Origin of the sequence: Trabulsiella odontotermitis, assembly GCF_001297775.1 — a bacterium.
Lineage (GTDB): Bacteria > Pseudomonadota > Gammaproteobacteria > Enterobacterales > Enterobacteriaceae > Trabulsiella > Trabulsiella odontotermitis.
The window spans coordinates 290,454-314,243 of record NZ_LIFX01000003.1 but is presented as its reverse complement, the minus strand read 5'-3'; the positions used below and the strand labels follow the sequence as shown (position 1 = coordinate 314,243).

The 23,790-nt window shown below is 52.7% G+C and carries 21 protein-coding genes; 5 read left to right on the top strand and 16 right to left on the bottom strand.

All coding sequences use genetic code 11. From position 1 onward, the window contains the following. Positions 1 to 205: 205 nt before the first annotated feature. The 9 genes from AOY23_RS05015 to idnD form a co-directional block, all read right to left on the bottom strand. Positions 206 to 1,138 (bottom strand): S-4TM family putative pore-forming effector, encoded by a 933-nt coding sequence (locus AOY23_RS05015; protein ID WP_054177720.1) that lies wholly within the window; start codon positions 1,136 to 1,138, stop codon positions 206 to 208. Beyond that, positions 1,138 to 2,142: a nucleotidyltransferase family protein gene (locus AOY23_RS05010; RefSeq protein ID WP_054177719.1), complete on the bottom strand. Its 1,005-nt coding sequence runs from the start codon at positions 2,140 to 2,142 to the stop codon at positions 1,138 to 1,140. The genes AOY23_RS05015 and AOY23_RS05010 overlap by 1 nt, the downstream gene beginning before the upstream one ends. Before the next feature lie 490 nt (positions 2,143 to 2,632). Then, positions 2,633 to 4,045, bottom strand: coding sequence for a hypothetical protein (locus AOY23_RS05005; protein ID WP_054177718.1), 1,413 nt, complete (start codon positions 4,043 to 4,045; stop codon positions 2,633 to 2,635). 183 nt (positions 4,046 to 4,228) lie between these two features. Further along, positions 4,229 to 4,783, bottom strand: coding sequence for a hypothetical protein (locus tag AOY23_RS05000; protein ID WP_054177717.1), 555 nt, complete (start codon positions 4,781 to 4,783; stop codon positions 4,229 to 4,231). 230 nt (positions 4,784 to 5,013) lie between these two features. Beyond that, positions 5,014 to 6,639 (bottom strand): GMC family oxidoreductase, encoded by a 1,626-nt coding sequence (locus AOY23_RS04995; RefSeq protein WP_081005625.1) that lies wholly within the window; start codon positions 6,637 to 6,639, stop codon positions 5,014 to 5,016. Positions 6,640 to 7,063: 424 nt separating this feature from the next. Then, positions 7,064 to 8,062, bottom strand: coding sequence for a DNA-binding transcriptional regulator IdnR (idnR, locus tag AOY23_RS04990; RefSeq protein ID WP_054177716.1), 999 nt, complete (start codon positions 8,060 to 8,062; stop codon positions 7,064 to 7,066). Positions 8,063 to 8,141: 79 nt separating this feature from the next. Beyond that, positions 8,142 to 9,461 (bottom strand): gluconate:H+ symporter, encoded by a 1,320-nt coding sequence (locus tag AOY23_RS04985; protein WP_054177715.1) that lies wholly within the window; start codon positions 9,459 to 9,461, stop codon positions 8,142 to 8,144. A gap of 63 nt (positions 9,462 to 9,524) precedes the next feature. After that, positions 9,525 to 10,289, bottom strand: a complete 765-nt coding sequence (idnO, locus tag AOY23_RS04980) for a gluconate 5-dehydrogenase (protein ID WP_054177714.1) — start codon at positions 10,287 to 10,289, stop codon at positions 9,525 to 9,527. Positions 10,290 to 10,312: 23 nt separating this feature from the next. After that, positions 10,313 to 11,344 (bottom strand): L-idonate 5-dehydrogenase, encoded by a 1,032-nt coding sequence (gene idnD, locus AOY23_RS04975; protein ID WP_054177713.1) that lies wholly within the window; start codon positions 11,342 to 11,344, stop codon positions 10,313 to 10,315. Between the two features lie 352 nt (positions 11,345 to 11,696). On the opposite strand from idnD, the gene yjdI reads away from it, so the two are divergent. Both yjdI and AOY23_RS04965 read left to right on the top strand, forming a co-directional pair. Next, positions 11,697 to 11,927, top strand: coding sequence for a 4Fe-4S mono-cluster protein YjdI (gene yjdI, locus AOY23_RS04970; RefSeq protein ID WP_038157366.1), 231 nt, complete (start codon positions 11,697 to 11,699; stop codon positions 11,925 to 11,927). An 11-nt stretch (positions 11,928 to 11,938) separates the two neighbouring features. Continuing rightward, complete coding sequence (locus AOY23_RS04965) at positions 11,939 to 12,211, top strand: GNAT family N-acetyltransferase (RefSeq protein WP_054177817.1); 273 nt, start codon at positions 11,939 to 11,941, stop codon at positions 12,209 to 12,211. Positions 12,212 to 12,293: 82 nt separating this feature from the next. Here the strand turns inward: AOY23_RS04965 and AOY23_RS04960 are convergent, their stop codons facing one another. The 4 genes from AOY23_RS04960 to AOY23_RS04945 are packed head-to-tail and all read right to left on the bottom strand — an operon-like array spanning position 12,294 to position 16,674. Beyond that, on the bottom strand, positions 12,294 to 13,796 hold the full coding sequence (locus AOY23_RS04960; RefSeq protein WP_054177712.1) for an MFS transporter: 1,503 nt from the start codon (positions 13,794 to 13,796) through the stop codon (positions 12,294 to 12,296). Continuing rightward, complete coding sequence (locus AOY23_RS04955; protein WP_054177711.1) at positions 13,796 to 15,028, bottom strand: cytochrome P450; 1,233 nt, start codon at positions 15,026 to 15,028, stop codon at positions 13,796 to 13,798. The genes AOY23_RS04960 and AOY23_RS04955 overlap by 1 nt, the downstream gene beginning before the upstream one ends. Then, positions 15,025 to 15,678 carry an HAD family hydrolase gene (locus AOY23_RS04950; RefSeq protein ID WP_054177710.1) on the bottom strand — a complete coding sequence of 218 codons (654 nt, stop codon included), beginning with the start codon at positions 15,676 to 15,678 and terminating at the stop codon, positions 15,025 to 15,027. Before AOY23_RS04950 ends, AOY23_RS04955 begins: the two co-directional genes overlap by 4 nt. A gap of 6 nt (positions 15,679 to 15,684) precedes the next feature. Continuing rightward, the gene (locus tag AOY23_RS04945) at positions 15,685 to 16,674 is read right to left on the bottom strand and encodes a ScbA/BarX family gamma-butyrolactone biosynthesis protein (protein WP_054177709.1); all 990 of its coding nucleotides are present in this window, start codon (positions 16,672 to 16,674) and stop codon (positions 15,685 to 15,687) included. A 202-nt stretch (positions 16,675 to 16,876) separates the two neighbouring features. On the opposite strand from AOY23_RS04945, the gene AOY23_RS04940 reads away from it, so the two are divergent. The 3 genes from AOY23_RS04940 (at position 16,877) to tcp (ending at position 19,842) form a co-directional block, all read left to right on the top strand. Next, the gene (locus AOY23_RS04940) at positions 16,877 to 17,191 is read left to right on the top strand and encodes an ArsR/SmtB family transcription factor (protein ID WP_038157374.1); all 315 of its coding nucleotides are present in this window, start codon (positions 16,877 to 16,879) and stop codon (positions 17,189 to 17,191) included. 251 nt (positions 17,192 to 17,442) lie between these two features. Beyond that, positions 17,443 to 18,075 (top strand): homoserine/threonine efflux transporter, encoded by a 633-nt coding sequence (locus AOY23_RS04935; RefSeq protein ID WP_054177708.1) that lies wholly within the window; start codon positions 17,443 to 17,445, stop codon positions 18,073 to 18,075. 102 nt (positions 18,076 to 18,177) lie between these two features. After that, positions 18,178 to 19,842: a methyl-accepting chemotaxis citrate transducer gene (gene tcp / locus AOY23_RS04930; RefSeq protein ID WP_054177707.1), complete on the top strand. Its 1,665-nt coding sequence runs from the start codon at positions 18,178 to 18,180 to the stop codon at positions 19,840 to 19,842. A gap of 43 nt (positions 19,843 to 19,885) precedes the next feature. Here tcp and AOY23_RS04925 read toward each other — a convergent pair whose 3' ends face one another. The 3 genes from AOY23_RS04925 to AOY23_RS04915 are packed head-to-tail and all read right to left on the bottom strand — an operon-like array spanning position 19,886 to position 23,781. After that, a complete protein-coding gene (locus AOY23_RS04925) occupies positions 19,886 to 21,268 on the bottom strand; it encodes an amidohydrolase family protein (protein WP_054177706.1) in 1,383 nt (460 codons plus the stop codon). A gap of 12 nt (positions 21,269 to 21,280) precedes the next feature. Continuing rightward, positions 21,281 to 22,231: a carbamate kinase family protein gene (locus AOY23_RS04920; RefSeq protein ID WP_054177705.1), complete on the bottom strand. Its 951-nt coding sequence runs from the start codon at positions 22,229 to 22,231 to the stop codon at positions 21,281 to 21,283. Continuing rightward, positions 22,228 to 23,781 (bottom strand): xanthine permease, encoded by a 1,554-nt coding sequence (locus AOY23_RS04915; protein WP_054177704.1) that lies wholly within the window; start codon positions 23,779 to 23,781, stop codon positions 22,228 to 22,230. The genes AOY23_RS04920 and AOY23_RS04915 overlap by 4 nt, the downstream gene beginning before the upstream one ends. Between the last annotated feature and the right edge of the window lie 9 nt (positions 23,782 to 23,790).

Here is a 23,790-nt window from a genome sequence, read left to right as displayed (position 1 = left end):
CGTAGTCACTCTCACCACTGATTAAGTATTCTTCAAATCACGGTGAGTTAATCAATGGGAGGTGTAAGCACATCTATTTGAGTTCCACATGCCTTTGAGATTTCCGAGTATTCAGCCCTAAGCCAGCACTCTTCTGGCGACAGGTTTCAAAAAATTTCCCGACACTTTATAACCATCAAAATATAAATAATTGATTAAAGAACTACTACGATGGTGTTGCAATGCCTTCTAATTGTGAAGAATATTCTTCAAAAATTCGATCGTATCGCTCTTCATCTGTAGTCCGATTTCGTTTATGCATAAAATCAGGTACCGGATTCCCTGTTGCCCTGTAGTTAAAAATTTGGTCCTGAACTAAACGCGACTGCTTTTCTAACGCTTTTTTGTCGTAAGCATGCTCTTTTACTACTTGCCTAAGAGTATTCTCAACAAGTGTGCGAAGTTCGTCTGCGCGGGCGACAGATTTCTTATTCCCACTAACGTACCGATAATAAAATTGGTAAGTTGGAAGCAATATTGCTACAAATGCAATAAATTGTAGATATGTCGGATTGGTGAAAATAAATGTTATAGCAAACATAATTACGTTCAGCGCCAGGATAATACTCAGAAATGTTGAAGTTTTCCTTTTTAGACCTGCATCCCATCCCATGTTCTTACTTTGACAGAGCATTACCATTAAAGGAGCTGAAACGCTCATGGGAGCATTAAGGTACCAGTTGTGGAGGCGACGTTCACCTTCAGTAGCTAAGTGTTTCTGGGCATACTCTATACTTTCAGAAATAGGTATTTTTTTCCCAGCAACGATATCATTCCATTCCATGTTAAACAAACTGGTATCATACTCCTCCTGAATACGAGCTGCTTTTTTCTTACAGTTACTGACATATTCCATTATGAAGTGGTTAATAATGAAGAATACTAATCCGTAGATCGTAAGAAGTGTTTTTATCCATGGACCCGTATAGCCTGGATAAAAACTCATTACAAAGAAAATTAATGATAGTATTGATGGGATAACTACCCCCGCAAAAAAACCTTTCATTAGAATAGATTTTACTTCAGAGTAGATCTCACGCTGCCCAGCAAGAAGTTTGAGCATATGAGGCTCATTCTGCTTTTCATAGAAATCGTTCATTATACGTTTCCTACTGGAAAATATTTACCTAACACATTCTGCCATATTTTTCCGGATTTTTCGGGGTCAGTAAATTCTATCGATAGAGCCTCTTTTGCCTTGTTGGCATCGTCAAGTGCCATTTCTTGCACCTTTTTCTGCTCTTCTGAACTTAAATGATTTATATCACCTTGGAAGTTTTTTTGATCACCAACATAACCGACGATTGCAGTAGCTAGCACTTGCAAAGCATCTGCAAATTCGATATCGAGATATTCTGACATTGAATCTTTATTAAGTTCGTCATAGTGGTTTAGCATAATAGTTTCGAGTAGATATGAGCCTATTGCAGGTACGCCGCGCTTACGCTTCCAATACTTAACTAAACGAATTACATTCAATACCTTACCACTATGCTTTTGGTTCACTCTAGTCGCACGGTCTTTATCAATACGCGGGTCAGTCTGTTTCCAGTTACCGCTGCCGTCTGGGATCAGGTAAAATGTGTTTCCATAGCTGTCTGGTGAAGTGATGAAGGCTGGAACAATATCAAAATTCCATGTATAGGATTTCAGATTGAGAGTTGCTGCCTCTCCTTGACGTTTGCTATCAGCGCTCGAGTATTGAGGGACAGATTTTAGCGATGAAACAAATTTGTTGACAACTCTGCGTGAATTTACCCACGCACCAGTTTCGTTCAGGTAGTTTTGGAAACGGGAATTTGTCCCCGGAGATATATAGAAGGTTTTGCCGCTTTGAGTGTATGTGCTACCTTCAGCATGCATGACAATCATCATATCGATGTCATCAAGTTCACGAATTTTTGTTCTTCTGGAGAATGAACCAAACCACATTTTAGGCGTAGTGCTCAAAAGTGGGAATTCATCATCTTTATCTGGAAACCTGGTCAACTGCTCATCGACTAACCAGTCACGGCTTCTTCTTCCTTTGCGTGTTTCATCTGCATCTAGATTAACAAAGTTGTTCATGAGGCTATTGAAAGCAGTACTAACCTGATAAGCCATTTGTTTTTTCCTTGTTCTGGTACTACGTAAAGCAAAAGTAAACCATATGGAGGGAATCCGTACAAAAAATCAAACTCACAACATGTGGTGCTTATTTTTTATCTTATACGCACTATGTTGTGTTTTTCATCAAGCAAGTTTTCATTTCTATTGATGTAGAACAAGGTATAAATGTGAAAGCAGGAATGGTGCGGGATTAGAGCGATTGCAAAATTTACATTTTTAATGATGAATTAAAGATCATACTCATCAAGCTATGAGCATTGACATGCTCCCCTCTAATTAATGTTGTGCGGACTTAGCAATGTCCGCTCCTGGCACGAAGCGGACAGCCGACGGTAGATTTAATCATCTTCATCTTTTGAGCGAGGAATGAACGTACGAAATTGTTCTCACCGCTGAGAGGCATTACTAACATTGCCGTGTGTTAAGCATCGAGGATGCAGGTCATAAAAGGCTCACCGGATGAAGCGGTGAGCCTGTTCGCTCATTAACGTATCACACTAACATTTTCCAGTTTCACCAGACTTTCAGGTTTATCACCCAGTTGCTGAGCGACCGGGACGAAAACGTTGAGATCTTGCAACCAAGCTAGTTTGCTACTGCTATCCAGTTGCCCTTCATAAGTTGCATGACACTCAACTAATAGATATTTCCCGCTAAATTCAGGTGCAATGCTATGTGCGTCCCCCTCTCCCGTTACTTCACAGCGTAACGTTGAAGCAGTAACTTTCTTATCGGAATTAATATGGTCCAATTGTGCCTGATATCGTTGACCATTCACTAATGGGAAACGCAGATCCGTCTGCAACTTGTTTAGCAGTGAGGAACCATTACTAATGGACATGGTGAACTTCAGCTGTAACTGATTAGCCAGCGTTAAACGTTGTACCGTCCAGACACCATAATCTTCCAGCTTGCGAATATAACCATCCGGTTGTGCATCCAGCTGTACTTTGACCTTACCGAGCGAGCTTGCTTCTGTATAACGAACCTGTTTAAAACGCGGAAGTGCCCAGGGTTTGATCAATGACTGTACCTGGTGCTCAATTGCAGCAGAAAGGGGAAATTTATCCAGCCACTGCGGATTATTATTACTCAGATCGGGCATTGATGGCCCCATCAACGTTGATGCCGGTTTGTTAGTGTCGGATACAAAGTGCCCTTCGGCTTTGAACGTTTTTCCGGCTGGTAACTGGCAGAGCTGCTCAAAGCGTTGCGCCATTTGAGTGTTAATTTTAAAACTACTCTTGCGGCGAACAATATCAGCAGTGATGAGTGAGTCCGTAACGCGCCCCTCGCTGTCGAAATTCATTGCAGCAACAGCGTCACCCTGGTGGGTTTTGCAGTTATATAAGTAGTGCTCAATCTTTAACTCAAGCGGCGCATCGTAAGGCGGTTCCCAGATGATATCTGCAAAGTCGTATCCCAAGCGTACCGATAAAATGTCACCGACATGATGGATGCTATTCACATCGATAAGATCGGTAATGCCAGCTGTTGACGTGGCTGATAATCTTTCCCACCGAGTATCTTTTATCGGTAGCTGGCAAACCGTGCGGATATCCTCTGCCGTCATCTGCTTATCATCCTGTGCAGGCGCATAGCGAAGATAGTTGTTTCCGTAATAGCGAGCTTTGGTAAGCCCCTCCTCATTCAGTAAATCCTTATACAGAAGCTGTGCCTTGCCCTGCTTACAATCAACAGAACGCCATTGCTGAGCTGTTTTTCCGTTATTGAAGTTTAACGACACCATGTAATTCACACGATCGTGGATTCTGACTACAGACAAGGGGTTAATGCCACCATCTGTCAATGCAGGCTTATCAGCAGCCTGAACGAAAGAAAACGGTAAGAGAGACAGAAAAAAAAGTGGGCACATTAAAGGGCGTACGTAGTACATACATGTTCCTTCATATATTGATTAAGAAATAAAGGTATCGGCATAAGGAATAAATTGTTAGTCTGACTTGACAGGCACCTTATAGAGAAACGTAACATGAGGTTAGCAACGTCCAACTTTATGGGGTCAGTCCACTCGCAGGCTTTCCTCCCCCCAAACATAACGCTTTGCAAACAAACAGCATCAGTTATATTTCTTTTCCCCCAGCATCGAAACGGTATACGGGCATTCATCAAAACTTATCGATTTTGTTTTCTCACCCGTCGTGATATCCGTGATATCGATGTCATTACCGAGGGTGCCGATCTCGTAGGTATGGCCTTTCTCGGCATTAAAGGTAGAACTCCATGTCCGGCTCAGGTCAATGCCGTACTGGCTTTGTTCATGGAAAGTCCACCAAATCTTATACTTTTCTTCAGACTTGATCGCATATTCGAGATAGCCGCGTTTAGCGTAATTCGCGGAAACGGGTGCAATCCCCGGTACGGTTTTGGAATAACTGGTTTTGATGCCCACGACGGCAAGCGATGCTGTCATGCCATAGGGTTTATCCAGCCGTATGCAATTCCCTGTCGGGATGAGTTTCTGGATCCGTAATGCGGTGGGTTGTCCTGAATTATCGACCCGGATATAAGCGACATCGCTGCCCTGATAATCCTTCAATTTATCTGCCATATCCAGTGAACAGCCAGAGAGAAATACACATGCTGATAACGCCACTAACCCCTTGTAAAACATACAACAACTCCATTTATCGTTAAAATTTACTGATAAGATTATTTGTTTTAGCGCACCCAGATTACGGGTTATGGCGACAGAGTGCTATGGGGTTTTTAACAAAAGACATCACGAGAAATACTTCGCCATGATCCTGATAATATTTTAGATATTACCGTTTAATATTCCGGCATAAGTAAAATAAAAGAGCGCTCACACAACACAATGAGCGCTCTGATCACCACGACCTCTCAGAAATAATGCGATCCCATCGTCTGCAACCCATGCGCTGCTTTGATGAGATCGGCGGCACGTTCACCGATGACCACACAAGGCGCCATGATGTTGCCTACAGGGATCCTCGGCATTACTGACGCATCGGCGATGCGTAGATTCTTAATGCCGTATACCCGCAGTTGCCCGTCGACGACCGACATCGCATCGCGCCCCATTTTTGCCGTACCGCATTGATGCCAGAAGGTCACCGCTGAGTTGCGCAGGAACTGCTCCATCTCACGGCGCTCACGGTACAGCGGCGTCACTTCGCGTTTGATGAGGTTATCAAATCGCGGATGGTTGCCAATCGCCCGGCACAGTTCAACGGTGGCGAAGGCCGCTTCCAGATCCTCCGGCTCACTGAGCACGTTAGGATCAATCAACAGCGGATCGTCAGGATTCGGGCCTGTCAGACTCACGCTACCACGGCTTTTCGGACGCGCCAGCCCTGCAAACATGGTCCAGCCATGCTCGGGGGGATCGATCCCCACTTCCGGCGGCGACGGTACGGCGAATTCAAGCTGACACTGCAGGAGATCCGGCGCATCAAGTCGCGAATCGCTCTTCCAGTACAGCGTCGACTCGCAGCCACCCGCGTTGATCGGCTGGGGCGTGCGATACTCCCACGTGCAGCCGAAAGCAATATGATCCTGATGATTTTGCCCCACACCAGGATGATGCTCGACCACGTCGATACCGTGCTTGCGAAGCTCGTGCTGCGGGCCAATCCCCGACTGCATCAGCACTTTCGGGGTCTGGATAGCCCCCATCGACAGAACCACTTCGCACAGCGCGCCAATCCGGCAGAGCTTGCCGTTGATCACTGCTTCCACGCCAATGACCTGCTTGCCTTCGAACAGCAGACGCGTCACCAGCGCATGCGTCACCACCGTCAGGTTGGGCTGATACATACGCGGATAAACGTAGGAGCGGTAGAGCGACTGGCGTCGGCCATCACGAATGCGTAAATCGGCAATCGCCACCCCGCCCGGGCCTTCCATCATCTCACCGTTAGGGCTGTCAAAACGCGGAATGCCGAAGGCGCTGGCGGCCTGCAGCGTGGCATGCACCAACGGCTGCGGTTCTGCTGCCGGGGCGACATAAACCGGCCCGCCGCTACCACGACGTCGCTGATCGGGCGCACCCTGCCAGTTCTCGATTCGTCGGTAATAGCCGAGGATAGACTCATATTCCCAGCCTGAATCGCCCGACTCCGACGCAAAATAATTCCAGTCGGTTTTATGGCCGCGCGACCAGACCATCACATTAATACTTGAACCACCACCCAGCCCCTTTCCCATATTTAAGGGCAGCCGCCGACCGTTAAGGTGCGGATTAGGTTCGCCGACGAAATTCCAGTCGTATTTAGAACCCAGATTCAACGGCCAACTACCGGGGTCGGAGATGGTTGGGCTGACATCATCATCGCCCGCTTCAAGAAGCAAGACTTGTACACCCGGCAGCTCGGATAAACGTGCGGCAACGACACACCCGGCTGAACCAGCGCCACAAACAATGAAGTCATAGTTCGACTTGAGCCCAAAGGTAAGCGAACCGTGCTCGTCCGCAGCACCGATCTTGCTGAAAGAATCAACACTCATTTTAAATCCTCTTAGATATTTACAGTTAGAGTTCCTTACAACCACAACTATTGCGATCGTGCTCCCTGAACATCTCTTAACTGCATACCTGTGCTGAGAAGGATCGTACCTCTGTCGACTACCCGGTCCGTGCCAGCAAACGCGGCAGTATTAGGGAAGCATGAAAAGCAATTCTCCACGCTCTCGCCAGGTTTAAAGGGGTCTCCAGAAATACCCACCCGCGAAAGCAGAACAATGTTTCACCCTAAGACAAACTTGTTAAAATCTTGTGACAAGTAATATGCCGCGATAATAAACAAAGTAAATAGTCGCTATTATGAACAATTCAGATCATTTTCTTATAAGCCCACAGGACGTGGGGTCAAGGCAGGAGGTAAAGTAAAAAGCAGGATAATTCCTGGAGGCGCAAGGCTCAGAAAGGGAATTACAACGTATTACCGTGGTAAATCTGGTACCCAAGATCCACCGTATTGTGGTTGAGATCATCGTTCTTGAGTTTGTCGAGCAGCATTTGCGCGGCCATGCGGCCGATGTCAAAACGAGGGGTTATCACGCTCGCCAGGCTTGGGATCATCTGCTTGCCCATTTCCAGACCGTGGAACCCGGCGATGGAGATCTGCTCCGGGATCGCCATTCCCCGTTCGAAACACAGCAGCAGCGCGCCCATGGCGATATCGTCATTGGTACAGAACACGCCGTCGGTGTCGGGAAAAAGGGTAAGGGCTTCATTCATCAGTTGCATGCCGAGGTTAATCGACGAGCTGGCGCGAGGGTTGATACGATGCGCCTCCAGGCCGCGCCCGGTCATGGCGTCGCAATAGCCGCGAAACCGCAGTTCATCGCGAATGTCGTCTTTCGATCCCAGGTAGATAATTTTACGGCGCTGGCGCTTGTCGAGCATGGTGGTCACCATGTCGAACGCCGCCTGGCGGTTGTCGAACCCCACTTCCATGTCGAGCCGTTCGCCCTGCAGATCCATCAGTTCCACAATCGGAATTTTGGCGGAGCGCAGGAATTTTACCGTCCGCAGCGTGTGGAATTTCTCCGACAGAATAATGCCGTCAATATTATAAGAGAGCAGATTAATGACCGATTCCTCTTCCGATTCGCGGTCATAGTTATAGTTGGCGATCAGCGTCTGATAGTTATGCCCGGACGTCACCGACTCGATCCCGGCAAGAATGTCGGCGAACAGCTGATTCTGAAATGAGGGGATCAATACACCAATGGTATAACTTTGCGCGTTCAGCAGAATGCCCGGCGCGCGGTTAGGAACGTAGTTGATCTCCTCCATGATTCTGGCGATGCGCTCCCCGGTTTCCTTCGAGACCTTTTTCGGGGAACGGAGATAGCGGCTGACCGTCATTTTGGTGACGCCCGCCAGGGTGGCGATATCCTGTAGTGATATCCTGTGGTTTCTCATCATCTCTCCGGATTCGACGCCTGTCCCGGCTGGCGCTGAGGGAAAGCGGCGCCCTTTCCCTCAGTTTTACACCAAATGATTAATGCAAAATAGCGTTCAGGCTCAGAACACCAATTAAACCCATGAATGAAATCAGTGTTTCCATCACGGTCCAGGTCCGCAGCGTTTCGCCCACGCTGAGGTTGAAATAGCCCTTAAACAGCCAGAATCCCGGATCGTTGACGTGAGAGGCAATCACGCTCCCTGCCCCGGTCGCTAGTACCATCAACGCCGGATCGGCATGAGTGACGTTGATGATTGGCAGAACCACGCCAGCCGTGGTGATTGCCGCGACGGTCGCCGAGCCCAGCGCGATACGCAGCACCGCCGCCACGGTCCAGCACATCAGCAACGGAGACAGCGACGTGCCGTTCATCAGTTGCGAAATGTACTGCCCGACGCCGCTGTCCACCAGCACCTGCTTAAAGGCACCGCCACCGGCGATAATAAAGACGATCATCGCGATAGCGCCAATCGAATCCGCCGCCATATCCATCACTTTTTCGAGAGTACGCCCGTTGCGCATCCCGAGAGTGAAAATCGCGATCACGATAGCAATAAACAGCGCCACCGCCGGGTTACCGATAAATTCAAAAAACACCCGTACGCTGTTGCCTTTCGGCATTGTGATTTCACACACCGCCGCGATAGCCATCAGGATCACCGGCATCACTGCGGCGAAAATACTGTTCCAGAAGCCCGGCATCTCTTCTTCACTGAAGATCCGCGGGTTAAACAAGCCTTCCGGCGGCGTTCTTTCAAAGCGGGTCAGCAGTTTGGAAAACAGCGGACCGGCGACGATCACCGTCGGAATGGTGATGATCAGGCCATACAGCAGTGTGGTGCCGAGGTTAGCTTCAAAAATCGTGGCGATCGCGGTCGGGCCGGGGTGCGGCGGCAGAAAACAGTGAGTCACTGACAGCGCGGCCACCATCGGCACACCAACGTACAGCATCGGCAGCCCGGCTGACGCCACCACGGTAAACACCAGCGGTAACAGCAGGACGAAACCGACTTCAAAGAACATCGCCAGACCGACCACCAGACCGGTGATCATCAGCGCCCACTGCACACGTTTTTTACCGAACGTGGCAATCAGCGTGGTGGCGATACGCTGCGCGGCGCCGGTGTCGGAGATCATCCGCCCGAGCATCGCGCCAAAACCAAGGATCATCGCCAGCCCGCCCAGCGTTCCGCCAATTCCCCCCTGAATAGAATGCAGTACCGCCTGCGCATCCATCCCTTCCGCAAAACCTACCACAGCCGCAACAAGGACAAGGGCGATAAAGCCGTTGACCTTAAAGCCAATCATCAGCACCAGCAGCAGTGCAACGCCTGCTGCAATTATTATTAAAGGCATAGTCGTATCTCTTATCAGTGCCAGAAAAGCAGCGCTTGCGCGCTGCACAGGATTGCGACGACGTCAGACAGCCACCAGCATGCCGCCATCGACAAACAACAAATGCCCGTTGACGAAATCAGACGCTTTCGAGGAGAGGAACACCGCGGCGCCAATCAGTTCCTGCGGATCGCCCCAGCGCGCGGCAGGCGTACGTTTGCACAGCCAGGCGGTGAAGGCTTCATCTTCCACCAGCGCTTTGGTCATCTCGGTCTGGAAATAGCCCGGCGCAATGCCGTTGACCTGAATGTTGTAGCGCGCCAGCTCAACGCACATGCCGCGGGTCAGCATTTTCACCGCCCCTTTCGACGCCGCGTACGGGGTGATGGTGTCGCGGCCCAGTTCGCTCTGCATTGAGCAAATGTTGATCACTTTGCCCGCTTTGCGTTCTACCATCCGCCGGGTCACCGCTTGTGACACAAGGAAAACCGCCGTCTGGTTGACCGAAATCACGTCATTCCACTCCTGCTCAGGGAATTCGGTGAACGGATGGCGACGCTGGATCCCGGCGTTATTCACCAGCACATCAATAGGGCCAACCTGCGCTTCAATCCGCGCGATGGCCTCGTCGATTTCCTGTTTGTGGGTGACGTTGAACGGTGCCGCAACCGCGCGGATGCCTGCGCTCTGTAGCTTATCCACCGCCGCTGCTGCACGTTCCTGGGTAATATCGTTGACGATAATCTGCGCGCCATATTTACCCAGCCCGGTCGCCAGTAAATAGCCGATGCCCTGCGCTGCACCGGTAATCAGGACATTTTTGCCCTCAAGAGAAAAAAGATCGTTCATGCTCACATTCCTTATTTAATGTCTCAGAAAACTAGCTGGACTTTTGCTGCCTGCGATTTGTCGCCCGCGAATTTCAGCGCCTGCTCAAGTTCAGTAAAGGGATATTCACCGCTCAGCAGCGGCAACGGATCGATGACGTTATTCGACAGCCACGACACGGCGGTATTGAATTCAGTGGTAAAACGGAACGTGCCTTTGAGGGAAATTTCTTTGGCGATCAGCATCATCATCGGGAATTCCGGGACTGCGCCGCCCATGCCTACCTGCACCATCACGCCTTTGGCGCGGGTTACTTCGAGACACGTGGTGATGGAAGACGGATGACCGGAAACCTCAAAGCTGACATCGAAATAACCTTTCTCCGCTTTCCACGGCGCGAGATCGTCATGCTGCGGGTTAATCAGCGTGTCGGCGCCCATTTTTGCCGCCAGCGACAGTGAACGCGGGCTGACATCGGCGCAGACAATTTCCGCCGCACCGAGCGTTTTCACCGCGCTGAGGATCAGGCAGCCAATCGGGCCGACGCCGGAAATAAAGACCCGTTTGCCCTGTAAATCACCGGCTTCGTGCGCCGCATGGATCGCCACCGCCAGCGGTTCAGCAAAGGCCATCACTTTTTCATTGGCGTCTGGTGAGAACGGAATACACTGCGCGGTATCCACCACTTTGTAGCGGGTAAATCCGCCATCGACGTGCGGAAAGTACATCGCGCTGCCAAAGAAACGCATTTCCGTACACTGGTTTTCTTCATGCTGCAGACAATATTTGCAGTGACCACACGGTTTCGATGGATTCACCGCGACAGTCTGCCCTTCTTTTAATTCTGCGGAATCGGTATGAACAATTTTGCCAATAACTTCATGGCCAAGAATCATTGGCGCTTTTACGGTGAAATTACCGACTTTACCTTCCTGATAATAATGTAAATCGGAACCACAAATACCGCCTCGCGTTATTTGTACGAGTGTTCCTTTATTATTCCACTCTATTTCCTGGTCGCTAACGGCAACAGTTTTCTTGCCCGCGACAACGCAGGATTGTGTTTTAACCTTCATATGTTCCTCACTGGTCAGGCATTAACCTCAGCGGCATTTAAACGGTTTTATTTGCGCCAATTCGTGACCAGAGTCACATTAAAAAATTGTTACACCACAATGTTACGCATAACGTGATACGTCTTTAACTTCTTCCTGCTGATCGTGAAAATGGTTGAAAGTGATATTTTGACGGGCGCATGCAGCTAAAAAACGAAACCGGTTTTATTATTGAAAATAATAATATCGCGATATTTTTCACAATCGCTGTTGCGGCGTAAGACGGAACAGAACGATTCCGGCGCACTACTCTGGCAAGAAAAAGGCTATGCTTATTGTTGCAGCAAATAACAGAGCATTCAGAGGTCATGTCATGGATAAGGAACTTGAGGACGCAGGCTACCGGGTTTATCACGGTGAGAAGATTGACGTCTATTTTAACACCGCCATCTGTCAGCATTCAGGTAACTGCGTGCGCGGCAGTCATCAGTTGTTTAATCTCAAGCGTAAACCGTGGATCATGCCGGACGAAGTCGGGGTGGATACCGTGGTGAGCGTGATTGATACCTGCCCCAGCGGCGCGTTGCAATATCGACACAAATAAGCGAGAAGATGATGGAAATACTGGAAGGCCACAACAAATTCTACGTCAACGACGCACAGGGCCAGCAGGTGGCGGAGATTGTCTTCGTCCCGACGGGCGAGAATCTGAGCATCATTGAACATACCGACGTTGATCCGAGCCTGAAAGGCCAGGGTGTGGGCAAACAACTGGTCGCCCGCGTGGTCGAAAAAATGCGTCAGGAACATCGCAAAATCATTCCACTTTGCCCGTTTGCAAAGCATGAGTTTGATAAAACCCGCGAATATGACGACATCCGCGCATAAAAAAACGCACCGGTTCTCACGCCGGTGCGCAATTCATCCCTGAAATGATACTTCCCTCTACCGTCCCCACAACAGCAAAACGTTAAGCTTTCACCGCCTTATTGCGCATCATCAGCACGATAAACAGCGAGGCGACTAAGGAGATTGCCAGCAACACTAACAACGTGTGGCTGAACGCCTGGGTATAGATGTTTTCCAGAATCGAGGCTTCCTGGCCGGAGACGCGGGCGAAGGCGTTGCCCGACACCACGTCAGCAATAAACTGTTTGCCTGATTCCCCCGCAGGCATCGGTTGCGATCCCAGCGCGTGGAAAATCCCGGTAGCCATCAGCGAACCATAAATCGCTACCGCAATGGCTTCGCTGCCCAGGCGGAAGGTATTCAGAATGCCCGCCGCGCGGCCGACTTCGTGGTGATCGACCACGCTCAGCGCAATGCCATCCACCAGCCCGGCGGAAAGCCCCATCCCGGAACCGACCAGCAACAGGCAAAGGATGATTTCGCCGAGCGGGATATCACCCGCGCTGAACGCCCACAGCAGCAGCAGACCGACGATGAACAGCACCAGGCTGACAATGAACAGCACATCAGCAGACACACCACGCGTGACCAGTTTCCCGGCCACCAACGGCAGCACCAGCACTGGCGTGGTGAGCGCCAGCATCACCAGCCCGGAATCAAGCGGCGACAGGCTTTTCACGGCGATAAGCCAGGTCGGGAACCAGGTCAGCAGGGTGACGAAACAGAAGCTCGCCACCACCGGGATCATGATCATCGACAGAAAATAGTGGTTGCCCAGCAGGGAGAAATTCACCATCGGGTGAGCGGCTTTTTTCTCCACCAGCACAAACAACGCCAGAATCACCACGCCAACGGCAAACAGACCAAGGGTGATGTTGTCCGTCCAGCCGCGCTCTGCGCCCTGGGTGATACCGGTCATCAGCAGGAACAGCGCCACGATGAACAGCACAATGCCCGCCGCATCAAGCGACGGTTTTTCCGTACGCTTTGCTGCCGCCGGAACAGCGCTGGTCAACAGCAACACTACAAACAGCGCAATCGCATGGACGATGAAAATATCCCGCCATCCGGCGATGCTCAGCAGCCAGCCGGAGATGGTTGGCCCGAAGGTGATGCCTAACCCGGCGGTGGTGCCAAACAGCGCAAACGCGCGGGTACGCTGCGCGCCGCTGAAAGTCTGGATCAGAATGGCGCTACCACAAGAGAAGATCGCCGCGCCGCCAATGCCGGCCAGCGCACGCGCGGCATCCAGCACATAAATGTTATCGGCATGCCAGGAGAGCAAAGAAGCAAGGAAATAGAGACTCGCCCCGGCGATGAACGAGCGCTTGCTGCCGAACACATCGGCCAGCCCGCCCCATGCCAGTGTGAAGCTGGCAAAGGTTAAGTTAAACGCATTGACCACCCACTGCAGCGATGCTGTCTGTGAATGGAGATCCGCGCTGATTGCCGGCAGCGCAATGGCCGTCCCGGAAATCGAGGTTGGCACGACGAACACTGCAATCAGAATGCAGAGTAGGATCATGCTATGCGATGATTTTGCTTCGACAACGTGTGTTTCCATTATTTTATTGAGCCTTGTTTACGGGTAATACAAACCGGGAGCTGTGCAGGTCTCCTGAGAATAATTCCTTCATTCCAGATAAAGTTTTCCGGTAATACGTCGTGGGCTAACTGCAAATCAGGCGCAAGCTGGCTTATGGTTTTTATTGCCGTGCAGATTTCCAGTTTTGCCAGTTCCTGTCCCATACAGTGGTGCATGCCATAGCCAAACTGCAGATGGCGAGGCCCGTTGCGGAACGGATTAATGGTCAGCGGTTGCGGATAGACTTCCGGATCGCGGTTGGCGAGAAACACGTCCGGGAAAATGGTGTCGCCCGCCGGGATACGCTGGCCAGACAGTTCGATGTCCTCGCTACAGATGCGCGGAAACGCCGAGGCGGTGCCGAGGTTGGTAAGGCGAATCAGCTCGTCCACCACCTGCGGAATGGTCTCTGGCTCCGCGACCACCTGCTGCCACAGCGTGCCAGTGCACAACAGGGCGTAGAAAATTTTGGTCATCACCGTGAGCGTGTTTTGATCGCCGCCGAGCAGCGAACCGAGCAGGATCGCGGTGATTTCATCGTCATTGAGCGGCGGCGTGGCGCTGTCGCGCATCGCCACAAAGCGGGCGATCAACCCTTCGTCGTGATGCGACCGCACGCCGGTGACATGCTCGCGGACGTAGGTGTAGAGCGCGGTAAACTTCTCAATGAGATCGTCCACCTGCTGCGGATTGGCTTTTTGTACCGTCACGCTCAGCACGCGGAAATAGTCTTTCTCCTCCAGCGGAATGCCGAGCAGCAGGCAGTTGATCTGCACCGCCAGCGGGTCGAGCACATCCTGATAGAGGTCAAAACGCGACGCAGAAAGCGGGCGCTGCATCAGAGTTTCGATGACATCGACAATATGCGGCGCCAGCCACGCCAGACCGCTGGCGCTGTAGTCTTTCGCCACAAAACGCTTCATGCGGGCGTGATGCGGAAAATCCAGGTTCAGCAACAGATCTTTCGGTGTCAGCGTCGGGAGAATACTCGGCGCATCGGGGAGGTTGGACGGACCACGCAGGCAACTGTTACTGGTGAGGACTTTTTTGACGTCGTGGTAGTTAATCACATGCCAGGCTTCATGCCCGCTCAGCAGTCTGATTTTGCCTGCCTGCTGATAGGTGGCGGGTTGCAGCGTTTGATAACCCGGTGTGCAATCGTAATGCGGAATGTCGGCGACGGACGGGAAACGTTCAGATATCACGCTCACAGGGCAATCTCCTGTTTCTGTAGCAGTTGGGCGATCTCCGCCACCACGCTGGAACTCTCTTTGAAGTGCACGCTTCGCCAGCCGCTGCGTTCAGCCGCCATGCAGTTTTCCAGCATGTCGTCGATGAGCAGGCATTCGTCCGGGCGGACACCGGCCTGTTTTGCCGCGATGTCAAAGATTTCCGCTTCGGGTTTGCGGTAGCCCACTTTGCAGGAGTCGACTATCGCATCCGCGAGGTCGCTGATGCCAATGACCCGCTTCCAGTGATCTTCCCATTCCACTACGTTGTTGGTGAGGATCCCGGCCATTAACCCGGCGGCTTTGACCTTGTGAAACAGATCAATCATCAGCTGGTTCGGTAAAATTCCGTCGAACCATTGCGCACCGAACATTTCCAGTTGCGCCCGTGAGAGATCAATTTCCGGCGACGACAGCGCAATCTTTTGCCGGATACGCGCGCCCCACTCGGCTTCGGTAATCAGCGCTTTTTCAATGGGGGTGAGCACCCCCATATTCATGTCGTCGGCGACCTCTTTCATCCCCCGCTGTAATATGGCTGGCGGAATACCGGTTTTCAGGTAATACGAGGTAAAGAGATCCGGAATCGATGGCGACAGCACGCCCCCAAAATCAAACCAAATAATTTTCATACTGTTTTACTTAAAGGTAATAGTGAGTTCAGCCGTAGAGACTGTTTTCTCGTCCTGAGAAATCGTCATCGGAATGACGGTGCTTTTTTTATCTTCCGTCAGGTAAATTTCACCCAGCAACGCATGGCAATACGCTGGCGAATTAAATTCGCAGAAACGGGTAAAATTAACGTTATAACGGCTGATGACCAGATCGTAACAGCGGGTGCCCAGCCGACTGCGCATCGCCAGCAGTGCGGTTTGACGGTAGGCTTCCATCAACAGCATGCCCGGTACATGGTCGAGCGGATGGTCAAAAATGGACGGGTGCGACTGGTCAACAATCACCGTGGTGGTAATGCCAGGCTCACTGATGTCCGCATTGCCGACGACCACGTTCAGCGGCAACTGACGCCCGACTTCCAGCATTTCGGCGGGTACCACGGCGGAATAATCATGATGTTCCAGCGGACGCTGGCTACGCAGACGGTGCCATTTTTTGTCATCCATCCACGAGATATTCATGATTTTCTGCGCGCAGCACAGACCATCGACATAAATATCCATGCGGAAAATAAGGCCGGTCAGTTCTGACTTTCTGAATTTGCGCTCGATAATATCCACTTCGACAATGACGTTTGAGCACTCAGTTTTGTACGGAATTTCACTTTCAAAAAGGGTGAAATCGGCGTCATCAAAGACAAATTTTGCGCTGTAAGGAACGGCGAAAAAGTTATGCGTGACGTAAATCGAGGTCTGACGGCAAATTTCCAGTAACAGGATCGCGTCATATACCCGTTCGCTCGATTTTCGAAAAGGGAGATCGTTAAAGTAAATATGTGATTTGGGTAAATACCCGGCGGTTATGTATTTATTATCGTGGATTTTTCTGATGTCTGTTAAAAAGACTTCGCCCACTGCCGCACGATGCACACAAGATTTCGGTATGGTGTTCTGATAATTATATGAACCGGTCCTGATTATGAATTCTGATTCAACATCTTCGATGAAAGACATGTTAACCCCATTAAATCAATCATTAATCTCAGGATTAGGGTTATCTCACTGAGTCGTAGTAAGATAACCATTAATCGTTCGCCCCACATCGTACGTATCACCCCACGCGTACGTTCGATGTCCATCGAACACCTATAAAATTCAGGATTCCTGGAAATTTGTCAAGAATCTGTTAAGAGAAATCTGTAAATCAGGAGAAAGAATGGAAGAAAAGGTTAGTGAAGAATCGTTACCCTTTGATATGGTTAAAGTATTTAAAGCTCTTGCCGATCCTGTTCGTTTGACGATTGTGCGGGGCTTGCTGGCTGACAGTCCGGGAGCGGAGCGTCACTGTTCCACTTTTGGGCTCACCGTCACACGCGCCACTCGCTCACATCACTTCAAAGTGCTGCGTGAAGCGGGGCTGATCCGCGTCGTTGACAAGGGTAATATGGCCGTCGCTGTACTGCGGTGGGATGAAATTGAACACGAGCTTCCAGGCCTGGTTCAGCTTATTCGTCATACTGACAAAGAATAATCAACGTGCTATGGAGTATCACCAGAAAATAACACACTGAATGTGTGAATATCATTATTAAATACATATCAGTGGAATAAACTTCTGGCTGTTCTGAATAGTCCAGCCAGAAGCGTCTGATTTATTTCCTTGTCCACCGATTTTCTGTTAATTCTTTTTTCAATGTTACACTAACCCGTGACCCTCTTCGCAGCGAAGGGGTTATCTTACCGCTATGATTTCCCGGAGTCTTCAACGCAGGTGAATTCGCCATGGAACCTTTGCACGCCATTCTGCTTACTGTCGGTCTGTTTGTTCTGACCTTTTTCAATCCTGGCGCAAACCTGTTCGTGGTGGTGCAGACCAGCCTCGCCTCCGGGCGGCGCGCGGGTGTGTTGACCGGGCTTGGCGTGGCACTGGGCGACGCACTCTATTCCGGCCTCGGCCTGTTCGGCATGGCGACGCTCATTACTCAGTGCGAGGGGCTCTTTTCGGCGATCAAAATTGGCGGTGGCGTCTATCTGCTGTGGTTCGCGTTTAAAAGCATGCACCGACAACCGTCGCCGATGACGCCCGCGCTGACCCACCCCATCATCGCGCCGTGGTATGTCTTTTTCCGTACCGGGACGATCACTTGTCTTTCCAACCCGCAGACGGTTCTGTTTTTTATCAGTATCTTCTCCGTCACCCTCAGCGCCACGACGCCTGGCTGGGCCAAATTGCTGGCATGGCTGGGGATTGTACTCAGCTCCATCACCTGGCGGCTGTTCTTAAGCCAGGCCTTTTCCCTGCCCGCCGTCCGGCGGTCTTACGCCAGTATGCAGCGCATCGCCAGCCGGGTGATCGGCGCGGTGATTGGCCTGTTTGCTGTCAAGTTGATCTGGGAAGGTGTGATGCGGAAATAACATCAGCAAAAGGGTCGTTTATTGCGCGATTGTTAAATTTAAGTTTGATAATTTCGCGCCGATATTACTTAGGCAAACCTGCCTAAATGATGGACGATCGCTATGCTGAAAAATACTCGCGTTATAACCGGAATTATTATCGCGTTGGGGGTATTTTGCCTACTCCAGGCAGCAACCGGGGGCCTGTTTTATTCTGCGGTCAGTAATGACCGGCACAATTTCCAGCGCTCCGGGATCCTCAATGCTCAACAGGAAAATCTAAGCGACAGTGTTAACACTTTGATCAAAACCCGCGTCACCGTCACCCGTGTGGCGATCCGTTTTCTGAAAAATCAGCGCGATCCGGCCTCTCTGGAGGCGATAAATAAACTGCTCAACACCGCCGGAGACTCCCTCAACAACGCCGAAAATTATTATAAATCCTGGCAGGGACTGCCGCCCGTTGCCGGGCAGAGCGCGGCGCTGACAACGGAGATGGATAAAACCTTCCGGCAGATGCATGACGTACTGCGCCAGTCGATAGACTACCTGCGCGCCGACAACTATCAGGCCTATGGCGATCTTGACGCCCAACAGGCACAGGACGATATGGAAGCCAGCTATAACCGCTGGCGGGCAGAAAACAACACGTTGTTGAAGGGCGCTGCCGAGGCTAACCAGCGCAGTTTCATCAACATGCACTGGACGCTGGGGGTGATCCTGCTCTCTGTGATTGCCGTGCTGATTGTGATCTGGTTTGGCCTGCAGCATCTGCTGCTGAAGCCGCTGCGCAGCATCATGGACCACATCCTCACCATCGCCCGTGGTGATCTGACGCAGACGATGGCCATCGACAGTCGCAACGAAATGGGGCAACTGGCGGCGAGCCTCAATGAGATGCAGCAGTCGCTGGTGACCACCGTCAGCGCCGTGCGTGGCAGCACCGATTCCATCTACACCGGCGCAGGGGAAATTGCCGCAGGCAGTAACGATCTCTCTTCCCGCACCGAACAGCAGGCGTCATCGCTGGAAGAGACCGCCGCCAGCATGGAACAACTGACCGCCACGGTGAAACAGAACACCGATAACGCCCGTCAGGCGACGCAACTGGCGAAAGCCGCCTCGGAAACCGCCGCCCGCGGGGGCCAGGTCGTGAATACCGTAGTGCGCACGATGAGCGAAATTGCCGACAGTTCACAGCAAATCGCCCACATTACCAGCGTCATCGACAGCATCGCGTTCCAGACCAATATTCTGGCGCTGAACGCCGCCGTTGAGGCAGCGCGCGCCGGGGAACAGGGGCGCGGTTTCGCTGTGGTGGCTGGTGAGGTGCGCACGCTGGCCAGCCGCAGCGCACAAGCGGCGAAAGAGATCAAAGGGCTGATCGATAACTCCGTCAGCCGCGTCAACACCGGCTCCAGTCAGGTGTCCGACGCCGGTAATACCATGAAAGAACTGGTGGAAGCAGTGACCCGGGTGACGGATATCATGAGTGAAATCGCCTCGGCGTCTGATGAGCAGAGCCGGGGCATTGAACAGGTGAGTCTGGCCGTGTCGCAGATGGACAGCGTGACGCAGCAGAACGCCGCGCTGGTACAGGAATCCGCAGCCGCCGCGGCGGCGCTGGAAGATCAGGCCGAACAGTTGCGCCAGGCAGTAGCGGCGTTTCGCCTGAATGGTTCATCAACCCCCGACGCGAAACCGGCAGCCAGTGTGAAAGCCCCGGCACGGCTGCGCCCGGTGGCCGCTGCGCCGACCGGTGGCGACGGCAACTGGGAAACATTCTGACAGCCTCTTCAGCCCTCTCCGCACGGAGAGGGCTTCCGGCGTTTTACGCCCCGACGCTTCCCCACACCATTTTCCCTTTGTGGAACGTGGCGGTACGGGGAGAAATGCGCGCCACGGCTTCCGCAGAGCAGGAAGCATCCACCAGCACAAAGCTGGCGTCATCCTGCGCTTTCGGCCAGACGCGTTCCCCTTTGTCGTTCAGCGGCAGCACATCCCCCGTCGCAAAAGAGAGCGCACGGGACAGCGTGCCTTCATTCGGACGGATATAGAGCTGTGCGTAGAGGTTCGCTTTTTCCAGCATGTCGCCGAGACCGTACGGTGACCAGTGGTCGATCACGCTGTCGGTGCCGGTCATTACAAACACGCCGCTATCCCGTAGCTGTTTCAGCGGCATGTGCAGCGTGCCGATCGGCACCGTCGAGGCAATGGTTATCTGCTGCGCCGCCATGCGGGTCGCCAGCGCAGCAACCTGGTTCTCATCGAGCGTGGCCAGCGCAAAGGCGTGACTGATGGTGAGTTTGCCCTTCAGCTGCGGGGTTTTCTCAACCGTTTCCACCATGTAATTCACCGCCGCCACGCCCGCCGGGCTGGTTTCATGCAGGTGAATATCAATGCCTTTGTCGTAGTCGAGTGCAATCTGGAACATAGTATCGAGGGATTTTTCCATCGCGCCGTCAACGTTCGTGGGATCAAGCCCGCCCACGTAGTGCGCTCCCGCCTGCATCGCTTCACGCATCAGCGGTTCGCATTTTGACAACAGTAAACCGTGCTGTGGAAACGCCACGATTTCACAGTCAAAACCCGGCTTGCGCTGCGCCAGCACCGCCTGCAGGTTTTCGAGGTTTTTCAGCCCGGAAACCGGATCAATATTGCAGTGGCTGCGCGCCACGGTGGTACCTTTCGACTGCAGCAGATCGATAAGCTTTCCGGCGCGCTCCTGTGTATAGGGTTGCAGTTCCGGCAGCAGTTTTTGCTCCAGGCGGATCATGTCCTGAATGGTGGTGCCCGCCGGGCGATTCAGCGAGCGCCACGGGCCGCCATAAAAGGTCTTATCCAGATGGATATGCATATCGCGCATCGTCGGCAGCATCAGCTTGCCACCCGCGTCGTAATGCGGCAGCGTGGCATCCGGGTGGGTTTTGTTCTCCCGCAGCGCGACGATTTTGCCGTTGTTGATCTCCACCGTCTGCAACGCGGTCATCGTGTGGACGGGCACACTGCCGTCGAACTCAAAACCAGTTTCCAGAAGCACGTTGTCCAGGTAGTAATGGGTGTCGTTGATATTCACAGTCCCTTTCGCCAGGCAGTTTTCCCCGTGGGTACCGGCAGCATACGCGACCGGCGCGACTGAGCCAAACAGCGCCGCAGCGGTGACCATTTTGCCGCTCTGGGTCAGAAACTCACGGCGACTATTGTTTTCCTTCATCTCTTGATCCTTTCAGCTATGGACGATGTGAGTGCCCGTCTCGCCCCGCAGGGCGGCAGGCAATTTTTCCGGCGTGGTGATAATCACCCGTTTACCGCCGTGCTGTAAGAACGCCAGGCTGGCGACGATTTTTGGCAGCATGCTGCCGGGCGGGAAATGTCCTTCCTGCATGTAGCGCGTCATGTCGCGGACAGTGACGGTATCCAGTGCCTGCTGGTTGGGTTTGCCAAAGTGGATGCAGACTTTTTCAACGCCGGTGGTGATCACCAGAATGTCAGCGCGAATTTCACGCGCCAGCAGCGCGGTGGAGAGGTCTTTATCAATCACCGCGTCCACGCTCTGGTAATCCCCCTGCTCACTGCGAATTACCGGGATCCCACCGCCACCGGCGCCAATGACCACGAATCCCTGCTGCGTCAGCGCCTTGATGGCTTCCGCTTCAACAATCCGCTTTGGCTCTGGCGAGGCGACGACCCGGCGATAACCGCGGCCTGAATCCTCCACGAAGCGCCACGTCGGGTGCGCCTGTTGCAGTTCATCGCGCTGCGATTCGCTAAAGAACGCGCCAATCGGCTTGGTGGGATGGGTAAAACCGGGATCGTTTTTATCCACCTCCACTTGTGTTACCACGGTGACCGCCTTCTGCTCGCCGTGGCGCGCCAGACGGTTATTCAGCGCCTGCTGAATGAGATAACCAATGCCGCCCTGGGTATCGGCGACACAGTTAGCCAGCGGCGTCAGCGGCAGCCCTTCCCGCTCGTGGGCAATCTCCGCACGACGCAGATCCAGCCCCACCTGCGGGCCATTGCCGTGGGTCAGCACGATGTTGAAATCCGATGCCAGCATCTCCAGCACCGTATCCGCCACCGCTTTCACTGCTTCAGCCTGGTGCTCAATCGACTGGCTGGCGTTGTCTTTGATAATGCTGTTGCCGCCAATGGCAACGACCACAAGTTCTTTCATGAGTTTTCCTTCGCCATGGTGCCAGGCTCAACGTGCGCCACTTCGCGACTGTCGAGAAAATGTTTCAGTACAAACATGCCGCTCATCATCAGGTAGGCGATGACGAACATCAGCGAACTGCCTTCGGCGAAACCGACCATCGGCGAGTGAATTACGCCAAACAGCGACAGCAGCGCGCCACAGGCCGCAGAAACTGCGCCGCGCAGCGGTTTATTGAGGATGGCGAAGATAGCGATACAGCCCCACAACATACTGGCGAGCGGCGCGCCGTTGCCCAGGTGCATCAGCCCTTCGTAGTAAATGCCTTTGCTGTGCAGCACGTCGGTGCCAATCTTCGCCGCCGAGGTGCCCGCCGCGCCCATCACGCTGTTCATCATGGTCAGCGCCCAGTTGGCGATCCACGGGAACAGGCAGATGAAAATCACCGGCACCTCCATTTTTGGCGTTTCCCTCACCACCTGGTTAGCGGTGACGACGCCGATAAACACCAGAATCGGCACAATGGCGGTCATCGGGATAATGGCGAGCATGAACGCGCCAAGTCCGAACAACGGCACAAGGAACATAGTGACGCCGGAGGCCAGCGTGTAACCGATGCTTGCGCCCATCGCTTTCCAGCCCGCATGGCCGACGTACACTGTCACCGGGAACGGGTTCCCGAGCAGGCAGCCGAGCATTGAGGAGAGGCCGTTCGCCAGCATCACTTTGCGGGTGTTGTACTCATCGCCCGCCGCGTGAGCGCTCTCGATGTTCTCAAGGTCAAAAATGTAATTCGCCAGCCCCAGCGGTACCGCCGACGCCAGGTACGGCAGCGCGTGCGGCAGCCCCTGCAGGAAGCTGTCGACGTGCAGTTCCGGCGGGTTAAAGCCGAACGAGGACATGGAAGCTTTGATCGCTTCCGGGCTCTGCAGACCGGAAATCCACGCCAGCGCCGTTCCCGCCACCAGCAACAGCAATCCGGTTGGAATGCGGGCGAAAATGGCTTTCTTGCCAAACCAGTTAATGAAGATCAGCAGCAGCACAATGAACGACACCGTCGGCGCTTCAAACGCCTGCAGCATCGGGTTCATCGCCAGCAGCAACAGGCCGAGGCCGGACAGGCAGGAGAGCAGCACCGTACGCGGGATCATCTTGCGGATGGTCTCGCCAAGGAACGACCCGCCCGCGAGGATCAGCGCTTCCACAAAGCACCAGACGAGGCCAATCTGAATGGCAAAATCGGCGTCTTTGGTCTGCTGATATACCGGCATCAGCACCAGAAACGTCACGGTAAAGATCGACGGCGCGCTCGGCCCCGACGGCAGCGCCGTGACGTCTGTGCGCCCGGTCTGGCGCGCCATCTGCATGGCAAACCAGGCGTAGCAAACACTGGCGACCAATACCGCCAGCCCGAAGGCTGGCGCAATACGTCCATAAACAATCTCTTTCGGGATGCCGACGACAAAAATGAGCAACCCCATCATGGTCAGCAAATTGGTCAGGTTGTTGGTCATCAACCCGAAATACGCTGCCCAGTCACCTCTTTTCCACTCCAGTTTCATGTTTTTCATGGATGCTGA

Bases quoted from the DNA above. Each gene is read 5' to 3' on its own strand.
- AOY23_RS05015 (WP_054177720.1), bottom strand. From the start codon at position 1,138: ATGAACGATTTCTATGAAAAGCAGAATGAGCCTCATATGCTCAAACTT.
- AOY23_RS05010 (WP_054177719.1), bottom strand. From the start codon at position 2,142: ATGGCTTATCAGGTTAGTACTGCTTTCAATAGCCTCATGAACAACTTT.
- AOY23_RS05005 (WP_054177718.1), bottom strand. From the start codon at position 4,045: ATGTACTACGTACGCCCTTTAATGTGCCCACTTTTTTTTCTGTCTCTC.
- AOY23_RS05000 (WP_054177717.1), bottom strand. From the start codon at position 4,783: ATGTTTTACAAGGGGTTAGTGGCGTTATCAGCATGTGTATTTCTCTCT.
- AOY23_RS04995 (WP_081005625.1), bottom strand. From the start codon at position 6,639: ATGAGTGTTGATTCTTTCAGCAAGATCGGTGCTGCGGACGAGCACGGT.
- idnR (WP_054177716.1), bottom strand. From the start codon at position 8,062: ATGAGAAACCACAGGATATCACTACAGGATATCGCCACCCTGGCGGGC.
- AOY23_RS04985 (WP_054177715.1), bottom strand. From the start codon at position 9,461: ATGCCTTTAATAATAATTGCAGCAGGCGTTGCACTGCTGCTGGTGCTG.
- idnO (WP_054177714.1), bottom strand. From the start codon at position 10,289: ATGAACGATCTTTTTTCTCTTGAGGGCAAAAATGTCCTGATTACCGGT.
- idnD (WP_054177713.1), bottom strand. From the start codon at position 11,344: ATGAAGGTTAAAACACAATCCTGCGTTGTCGCGGGCAAGAAAACTGTT.
- yjdI (WP_038157366.1), top strand. From the start codon at position 11,697: ATGGATAAGGAACTTGAGGACGCAGGCTACCGGGTTTATCACGGTGAG.
- AOY23_RS04965 (WP_054177817.1), top strand. From the start codon at position 11,939: ATGGAAATACTGGAAGGCCACAACAAATTCTACGTCAACGACGCACAG.
- AOY23_RS04960 (WP_054177712.1), bottom strand. From the start codon at position 13,796: ATGGAAACACACGTTGTCGAAGCAAAATCATCGCATAGCATGATCCTA.
- AOY23_RS04950 (WP_054177710.1), bottom strand. From the start codon at position 15,678: ATGAAAATTATTTGGTTTGATTTTGGGGGCGTGCTGTCGCCATCGATT.
- AOY23_RS04945 (WP_054177709.1), bottom strand. From the start codon at position 16,674: ATGTCTTTCATCGAAGATGTTGAATCAGAATTCATAATCAGGACCGGT.
- AOY23_RS04940 (WP_038157374.1), top strand. From the start codon at position 16,877: ATGGAAGAAAAGGTTAGTGAAGAATCGTTACCCTTTGATATGGTTAAA.
- AOY23_RS04935 (WP_054177708.1), top strand. From the start codon at position 17,443: ATGGAACCTTTGCACGCCATTCTGCTTACTGTCGGTCTGTTTGTTCTG.
- tcp (WP_054177707.1), top strand. From the start codon at position 18,178: ATGCTGAAAAATACTCGCGTTATAACCGGAATTATTATCGCGTTGGGG.
- AOY23_RS04925 (WP_054177706.1), bottom strand. From the start codon at position 21,268: ATGAAGGAAAACAATAGTCGCCGTGAGTTTCTGACCCAGAGCGGCAAA.
- AOY23_RS04920 (WP_054177705.1), bottom strand. From the start codon at position 22,231: ATGAAAGAACTTGTGGTCGTTGCCATTGGCGGCAACAGCATTATCAAA.
- AOY23_RS04915 (WP_054177704.1), bottom strand. From the start codon at position 23,781: ATGAAAAACATGAAACTGGAGTGGAAAAGAGGTGACTGGGCAGCGTAT.